Here is a 7,535-nt window from a genome sequence, read left to right as displayed (position 1 = left end):
TGCTTGAATCAAAACCACTTCGACATTTTCTGGCTGTTGCTCAGTTTGGCAATTTCACTCAGGCCGCCAAAGCGCTGCATATCGCACAGCCTGCATTGAGTATCTCCATTAAAAAACTAGAGCAGACACTTGAGTTGATTCTATTTCGTCGCGGAGATAAATCCGTCACCTTAACGGAAGAGGGCAAAGTGTTATTTGAGCATGCGAAGCGAATCGCCCAACAGTTCAATGATGCTCAACTCGCAATGAATGAGCTAAAGGGACTAGAGAAGGGAGAAGTGCGATTAGGCGCTCCAAGTATGATGGGGAGCTACTTTTTCCCACAGGTGGTGATGGCCTTTAAAAGCCAATACCCAAACCTAAAACTGACGCTTATAGATGCTGGTACCGCTTCGATTCGTGAAATGCTGTTAAACGGCGAACTGGATATTGGGGTTATCAATCATGAAAATGTCCCAGATGATCTCGAAACCGATCACTTGTTGAGTTCTGAGATGCTAGCTGTTGTTGGTAAAGAACACCCATTAGCGTCACAACCATTCATTACCTTTGAAGAGTTTTTCGCTCAAGAACTGATTATGTTCAAGTCGGGTTATTTCCACCGTGATTTCATTGATGCGACCTGTAAAAAATACAATCTCGATATGACCATCGCCTTCGAAACTAACTTATTGCCAATGATTCTTTCTATAGTAAAACGAGAGTTTGCCATTACTGCGCTGCTGAGTTTGGTCACAGAATACGAAGAAGACGTCGTGGGGGTGCCATTTAAAGATCCTGTAAAACTCAATCTATCTTTGGCTTGGAGAAAGGAAGGGTACTTGTCGAAGGCAGACCGAACCTTTATTGATTTCGTTAAGCGCTACGTGTGATTTAGAATGGTATAGAACAACAAAGCCCGAGTATCCTAGATTGGACATTCGGGCTTTATTTTATAGAAGTATTACTGGCTTAGAGCACTTAGGTACTCTTTGAGTTATACATCTTATCGAAGTTCTTCTGATTCCAGCCGACCATCACCTGGTCGCCGATTTTAAGTACGGGGATAGAGCGAGCTCCCATCGCTTGCAACTCTTTACGACCACGCTGCATCTTTGCATTCGTTAGGCGGTAAACAATTTTCTTTGAATCCAAATAGCGCTGTGCATCTTTACAGTGCGGGCATTTGTCTGCGACGTACAATACAACACGTTTCATTTTTATAATCTCTTTTTGAGTCTAGCTCTTGGTGAATCTCGCTAAAGTGTAACGAATCCTAGGTGATTAGAAAAGTGTGATCAGTTACACTATGCGGCTCAATTTTCAAGACCACAACGTATTGTCGTGGTGTAACTTGTACGGTCTTTCAGCATGCATCCTTCTTTACGCTATATCCAAGGCTACCCGAAGCACATTCTCGACCCGGTAACTCAACTAGTTGAATCGGGAAAGTTGGTGCCGTGGTTCGAAGCTCGCTACCCAAAGAATCATGAAATAAAAAGCGAGAAAGCCCTGTTTGACTATGCGATTGAGATTAAAAATCGTTATATGAAAAAAACACCACCGATCAGTAAAGTGATTTATGACGGCAAGATACACCTAATCAATAATGCATTAGGTCTGCACTCTTACGTCGCGAAAAATCACGGTGGAAAGATCAAATCGAAGAATGAGATTCGTATCGCCAGTGTTTTTAAAAATGCTCCAGAACCTTTGCTGAGAATGTTGGTGGTACACGAACTGGCGCACATCAAAGAGAAAGAGCACGACAAAGCCTTTTACCAACTATGCTGTCACATGGAACCGGAATATCATCAACTTGAGTTAGATGCCCGTTTATTCATGATGTATTTAGATTTAAAGAAGTAGCCCAATGAGCCAATCACAAAATAGAACGACGCTAAGCCTGTCGAAAAACAGTACCTCCGCAGCAAAAACAAAAGATAACCAAGCTAACGAAGGTAACCGTACTCAAGGTAATAGTACGCAAGGTAACCGCAAGCAAGGTGATGTTAAGCCAAGTGCAGGTAAACCAAGCAGCGACAAGCGTATTTCTTCAAAGAACACATCGGATAAAAACCGAAAGAGTACAGTTTCAAAAGGCGCTAGTAACAACAAAGCAAAGCGACCTTTTGCAAAAGATAGCAAAGGTAAGCCGGGCGCTAATAAAGGGCCATCGAATAAGGCGTCTTTCAATAAAACTGTATTTAACAAGAATGCAGCACAGAAAAGACGTTCGGCAGAGAAGCCTCAAGGTGGATTACACCCAAGAAACCAACACACAGGTCGCTACGACTTTGAGTTATTGGTTGCAGCGTTACCTGAGCTAAAAGAACATCTGATCAAGAACCCGGCGGGCGAAGAGACCGTTAATTTCTCTGATCCATTGGCTGTTAAGCTACTTAACAAGGCTTTACTGGCGCATCACTATGGCGTTAAGCATTGGGATATTCCTGCTGGTTACTTGTGCCCACCAATTCCTGGCCGTGCAGATTATATCCACAGAGTGGCAGACATCCTAAACAGCGATGGACAAGGTGAGCATTATAATCACGCCTCTGTGAAAGCATTAGATATCGGTGTTGGTGCAAACTGTATTTACCCAATCATTGGCGTGACAGAGTATAAGTGGCGCTGTACGGGTACGGATGTCGATTCAGTCTCCATCAAAACAGCGAACTTCATTGCTGAAAGTAACCCTAATCTAAAAGGTAAGATCCGAGCTCGCCTGCAAGCGGACTCTGAATCTATCTTTAAGGGCGTGATTAAGGATAATGAACGTTACGATGTCACAATTTGTAACCCTCCATTCCATAGTTCTCTAGAAGAGGCGGAAAAGGGATCACAACGTAAACTGGATAACTTAGCGGCAAACCGAGCTAAGAAAGCGGGCAAGTCATTCAAGCCCGAGATGAATAAGAAGCCAGCCAAGCAAGACAAATCGATTAAGCAAGAGAAACCAACCTTAAACTTTGGTGGCCAAAAATCTGAACTTTGGTGTCCGGGTGGCGAAGCTGCTTTCATTATGAAAATGGCGAGAGAGAGCCAACTTTTTGCTACTCAAGTATTGTGGTTCACGACATTGATTTCTAAGAAAGATAACGTCGATATGGTTCGTTCAGAGCTGGGTAAGCTAAGAGCTAAACAAGTAAAAGTGGTTGAGATGTCGCAAGGCCAGAAGGTGAGTCGCTTTATCGCATGGACCTTTATGGACGACGAGCAAAGACAAGAGTGGATCGCGCTAAAATAGCGGCAGCACTGTGTTAAGACATTAAGTTGAAATTACGTACGGGCTTGTTGTTAACGCAACAAGCCCGTTTTTTGTGTTTTTCATATGCGCTAAGCAGAAAGTAACTCATCTAACTTACTCTGATATTTCTTCTCTAGAGCACTGTTACCTGCTTTGTTTTCGAGATCGACCAAGATTTTAAGCGATGGAATTTGGTAACCATAACGCTGGTGGAATTTGAATAAACGAAGCCTAGCGTCGTTGTAATCGGCGTCACTCACTTCAATTTTTGATAGCTGTAGTATCGATTTTACGCGATTTGGATCGTGGTCAATCGCTCGTGTGAAGTAGTATTTTGCTTGGTCGGTATTACCAGCCTTAAACGCGCAGAATGCCGCATTCTCATAACTTGCAGAGACAAGGTAGTAGTAGGGTTGGTCAATTGCGCGATTGAAATATTTATCAGCTTGCTCGTATTCGCCTTGTTTACACAAGAACGTACCGTAGTTATTCAATACATTGCCGTTTCTTGAATCTAGACTGAGTGCTTTGCGATAAGTGGTTCTTGCTTCATCTACTTCGCCAACTTGCTCGTAATAATGTGCCATCGAAAGTTGGGCGCGGTAATAGCTAGGAGCGTGTTTGATAGCGAGCTCTAGATTTTCACGTGCCTTGACCATATTACCTTGTCCCATGTAGCCCAAACCCAATTCAATACGTGATTGAGACATCGCAATTGGATCGCTTGCCATTTTGGGTGGACCTTCGGTTACAGAAACACAACCTACCAAAGAAAGAGAGGCGAGTAGCGTGAGTTGAGATAACAGAGTGGATCTTGGTAATAGCGACTTGTTAGGCATGTGCAGCTCCTTTTGAACACAAACCTATGATATGAAATCGAACACATTTAAGTGTTATGTCGATTATGGAATGCGACTCAAACACCATAAAAAAAGCCGTGTCCCATTTGGTGTTTTATCAACAACCTATGGAACACGCTTTATGTGTTTGTGAATCGGAAGAAAGAACTTAGTCGTCCTTGGTGAAGTTGTCTTCGCTGAAGTGATCCAGATCGTAAGGTGTTTGTTGGTAAACGCAGTAGTTAAGCCAGTTTGAAAACAATAAGTGTCCATGACTACGCCAACTTGCTACAGGCTTGTTGTCTGGATTGTTGTTCGGGTAGTAGTTGATTGGTATCACAGGCTCCATGCCTTCACCCAAATCACGAATGTATTCGTTGTGAAGTGTATGAGCATCGTATTCAGGGTGACCGGTTACAAACACGTTTCGCTTATCTTTGGTTGCCGCAAGGTATACGCCCGCTACATCAGAAGTCGCAAGAACATCAAGGTCGGTATGCTCGGCTAAGTATTCCTGAGAGAAATCAGCATAGCGAGAGTGCGGTGCCAAGAAGGTATCGTCGAAGCCACGTAAAATTGGGTGGTACGGGTTATGTATCTCGTGGTTGTAAACCCCAGAAAGCTTATCTTTACGAGTTCGCTTTGGTAAATCATACAAGAGCTTTAAGCCAGCTTGAGCAGCCCAACACACATACAAGGTTGAGGTCACATGCTTGTTTGCCCATTCCATGATGGTTTTTAGATGATCCCAGTAGATAACGTCTTCAAATTGAACCAAGCCAAGCGGTGCACCAGTAATGATCAATCCATCAAAGTTTCTCCCTTTGACCATTTCAAATTGGCGGTAGAAGTTATCAAGGTGTTCAGTCGGTGTGTTTTTGCTTGGTCGGTCATCAATGCGCAGCAGCTCTACATCCACTTGCAATGGACTGTTCGATAGTAGGCGTAAGAATTGAGTTTCAGTTTCAATCTTCTTCGGCATTAGGTTGAGGATCAAGACTCGAAGTGGACGAATTTCCTGTGTCGATGCTCTTGATAACGGCATAATAAAGATGTTTTCTTCACGAAGAACATCAGATGCTGGCAATTGGTCTGGAATGCGAATAGGCAAAGCTTTCTCCCTAAGCTAGATATGTAGACGTCTATACATCTAAATCTATAGTAGTTTGATACGCTTGTCGATATACAAAATGGATAGTTGTAAATTATTTGTGTTTGCTTTCAGAAGTCATTCACCGACGTCGAGGGGAGTCTCATTGTATTCAGTGATTATCTGAGTCGAGTATAAGGACTCGGTTTTCGGATGTTGAGCAACGGCAGTTATCAGAGAAACTCGTCACTATTTAAGATAAACTCATGTTTTAAAATTAGCCTGTAAAGTGACAGATGAAGTTAATACTCATTCGAGGGTTGCCCGGTTCCGGCAAGTCAACAAAAGCAAAAACCTACGATGCATTGCATGTCGAAGCGGATATGTATTACGTGAATGAGCAAGGCGACTATAATTTTGACCCAAGGCAGTTGCAGCAAGCGCATGAGTGGTGTCAGAACACTGCAGAAGACGGCTTGAAGCAAGGGTTAGACGTTGTGGTGTCGAATACTTTTATTAAGCAGTGGGAAATGAAAGCCTACCGCCAACTCGCACTCAAATATAAAGCGGATTTGGTTATAGAAGTGTGCCGAGAGCAATATGGCAGCATTCACGACATTGAACCGTCGGTGATTAAGCGCATGGCAAAAGATTGGCAAGAATAGCCTCGTTCTTCCTCTACTTACGTGGCTGAATGGTAGCTAGAATTAAATTAATAGAACAACTCCAAGGTAACGATTGAAATGGCAAAGCGCTCTGTTGTGGTCGACATGACATCTTACGGCATCTATACAACGTGGGATTCCAAATCTAAAGATCTTCCAAAAATCCAAGAGTTCACCACTACCGTTGATGCTGAAATCGATGTAGAATTTGGCTATATCTTGAATATCAAAAAAGCCAAAGGTGAAAAAATCCGTTACTGCATCTATCACCCGAACATCACAACCGACACGGGTGAAGTACTCGAGCCGTTCGATGGTGAAGAGCACGTCGGCAACAATGACTGGGATTTTTACTTAGGCGATACTATCTGGGCTCCTATATCCAACAAACTAGGTAAATGGCGTATGACGGTCGAGCTAAAAGGCAACATCATTGCTGATAAGACATTCGACCTTGTAGCGAAAGATGAAGGGCAGTTTTGGAAGCGTAGGGGTTTTTAGATTAGAACTTCTGTCTAAATTAATACAACAAAAAAGCCGAGTCACACGTTACATGTGAACTCGGCTTTTTGACGTTAACTAGATGGCATTTTCTATTTCGTCAACGACTAAGATAGGCTTGTTAACAAATAAGGCCGGCTAGTTAACCAGTAAGACTATTGAGTCACGTAAGCCACAACAAACTCAGTGATTGCGACCATGTCTTTCACTGCAATGTACTCTTCAGTGGTGTGAACTTTCGCCATACCAGTAGAAAGGTTAACTGTTGTTAGGCCTTTCGCGTTGAAGTTGTTTGCATCGCTACCGCCGCCAGTGCGTTTAGTGTTCGCTGTTACGCCAAGCTTCTCGAATGCGGATTTGATAGAAAGAATGTGTGGGTGATCGTCTGCGATAACGAATGCATCGTAAGCACGAGTCGACTCTATTTCTACTTCAGCACCGAACTGTTTTGCACTCTCTTGGAATGTAGAGATCATGTGCTCAACTTGAGCTGTTAGCTTTTCTCCGTTTAGAGAGCGAGCTTCAGCCACGACTTTAAGATCTGGCATTACGATGTTAGTCGCTTGACCACCTTCAACAATACCGACGTTTGCCGTAGTTTCTTCATCGATACGAAGCAGGTTCATCTTAGTGATAGCGTCTGCTGCCACTTGAATCGCACTGATGCCTTCTTCTGGTGCTAAACCCGCGTGAGCAGGGCGACCTTTGATCTTCGCAACGATTTTCTGTTGGCCAGGTGCGGCATTTACGATAGTGCCGATCGGGCCGCCTGTATCTAGTACGATAGCGTGCTCAGACTGAATGTAAGACATATCGAAGTTTAAAGAACCGAACAGACCGCCTTCTTCGAATACTGTAAATGCAATCTCGATAGTTTTGTGCTCTTGGCCTTCAGCTTTGATGCAACGAACTGCTTCCATGATAGCTGCGATACCAGACTTGTCGTCGCCACCGAGAATTGTGTTGCCTTTTGAACGGATGATACCGTCTTCGATGATTGGCTCAATGCCGATACCTGGCGTTACAGTGTCCATGTGGCAGCTGAACACTGTGCTACCTGGAAGAGTGCCATCTAGACGAGCGTAGATGTTGAAACCGTTAGACACTTCTTCAGGAACCGACAGTTTGTGAACTTCAAAACCCAGTTCACCGAGTTGCTCAGCCAAAGCTTCAGCAATCGCTTTTTCGTTACGAGATTCACTATCAATTTT

General features: G+C 43.6%; 9 protein-coding genes. 5 read left to right on the top strand and 4 right to left on the bottom strand.

The window, feature by feature from the left end:
• Positions 1–872, top strand: an 872-nt coding sequence (locus tag AB4232_RS10360; protein ID WP_372087061.1) for a LysR family transcriptional regulator, incomplete at its 5' end; no start/stop codon positions are given.
• Between the two features lie 88 nt (positions 873–960).
• Here AB4232_RS10360 and AB4232_RS10355 read toward each other — a convergent pair.
• Positions 961–1,197 (bottom strand): glutaredoxin family protein, encoded by a 237-nt coding sequence (locus AB4232_RS10355; RefSeq protein ID WP_012604109.1) that lies wholly within the window; start codon positions 1,195–1,197, stop codon positions 961–963.
• 153 nt (positions 1,198–1,350) lie between these two features.
• On the opposite strand from AB4232_RS10355, the gene AB4232_RS10350 reads away from it, so the two are divergent.
• On the top strand, positions 1,351–1,848 hold the full coding sequence (locus AB4232_RS10350) for a YgjP-like metallopeptidase domain-containing protein (RefSeq protein ID WP_004734935.1): 498 nt from the start codon (positions 1,351–1,353) through the stop codon (positions 1,846–1,848).
• 4 nt (positions 1,849–1,852) lie between these two features.
• Positions 1,853–3,229, top strand: a complete 1,377-nt coding sequence (gene rlmF / locus AB4232_RS10345) for a 23S rRNA (adenine(1618)-N(6))-methyltransferase RlmF (protein WP_372087060.1) — start codon at positions 1,853–1,855, stop codon at positions 3,227–3,229.
• Between the two features lie 89 nt (positions 3,230–3,318).
• On the opposite strand, the gene pilW is transcribed toward rlmF, so the two are convergent.
• Together pilW and metA are read right to left on the bottom strand one after the other, a co-directional pair.
• Positions 3,319–4,068, bottom strand: a complete 750-nt coding sequence (gene pilW, locus AB4232_RS10340) for a type IV pilus biogenesis/stability protein PilW (RefSeq protein WP_372087059.1) — start codon at positions 4,066–4,068, stop codon at positions 3,319–3,321.
• A 169-nt stretch (positions 4,069–4,237) separates the two neighbouring features.
• Entirely contained in the window at positions 4,238–5,179 is a 942-nt protein-coding gene (gene metA / locus AB4232_RS10335; RefSeq protein ID WP_012604106.1) for a homoserine O-succinyltransferase, read from the bottom strand.
• A 275-nt stretch (positions 5,180–5,454) separates the two neighbouring features.
• Between metA and AB4232_RS10330 the strand changes: the two genes are divergently transcribed.
• Both AB4232_RS10330 and AB4232_RS10325 read left to right on the top strand, forming a co-directional pair.
• Complete coding sequence (locus AB4232_RS10330) at positions 5,455–5,823, top strand: ATP-binding protein (protein ID WP_017096943.1); 369 nt, start codon at positions 5,455–5,457, stop codon at positions 5,821–5,823.
• Positions 5,824–5,901: 78 nt separating this feature from the next.
• Positions 5,902–6,324 carry a DUF3859 domain-containing protein gene (locus AB4232_RS10325; protein ID WP_102248849.1) on the top strand — a complete coding sequence of 141 codons (423 nt, stop codon included), beginning with the start codon at positions 5,902–5,904 and terminating at the stop codon, positions 6,322–6,324.
• A gap of 155 nt (positions 6,325–6,479) precedes the next feature.
• Here AB4232_RS10325 and AB4232_RS10320 read toward each other — a convergent pair.
• Positions 6,480–7,535: M20/M25/M40 family metallo-hydrolase (locus tag AB4232_RS10320; RefSeq protein ID WP_372087058.1), on the bottom strand; the 1,056-nt coding region annotated here is incomplete at its 5' end.

Origin of the sequence: Vibrio sp. 10N.286.46.A8 (assembly GCF_041470165.1) — a bacterium.
Lineage (GTDB): Bacteria > Pseudomonadota > Gammaproteobacteria > Enterobacterales > Vibrionaceae > Vibrio > Vibrio tasmaniensis_A.
The sequence above is the reverse complement of the archived record's forward strand: the minus strand, read 5'-3'. Positions and strand labels throughout refer to the sequence as shown.

Excerpts from the sequence above, each read along its gene's own strand:
- AB4232_RS10350 (WP_004734935.1), top strand. The coding sequence starts at position 1,351 with ATGCATCCTTCTTTACGCTATATCCAAGGCTACCCGAAGCACATTCTC.
- AB4232_RS10330 (WP_017096943.1), top strand. The coding sequence starts at position 5,455 with ATGAAGTTAATACTCATTCGAGGGTTGCCCGGTTCCGGCAAGTCAACA.
- AB4232_RS10325 (WP_102248849.1), top strand. The coding sequence starts at position 5,902 with ATGGCAAAGCGCTCTGTTGTGGTCGACATGACATCTTACGGCATCTAT.
- rlmF (WP_372087060.1), top strand. The coding sequence starts at position 1,853 with ATGAGCCAATCACAAAATAGAACGACGCTAAGCCTGTCGAAAAACAGT.
- pilW (WP_372087059.1), bottom strand. The coding sequence starts at position 4,068 with ATGCCTAACAAGTCGCTATTACCAAGATCCACTCTGTTATCTCAACTC.
- AB4232_RS10355 (WP_012604109.1), bottom strand. The coding sequence starts at position 1,197 with ATGAAACGTGTTGTATTGTACGTCGCAGACAAATGCCCGCACTGTAAA.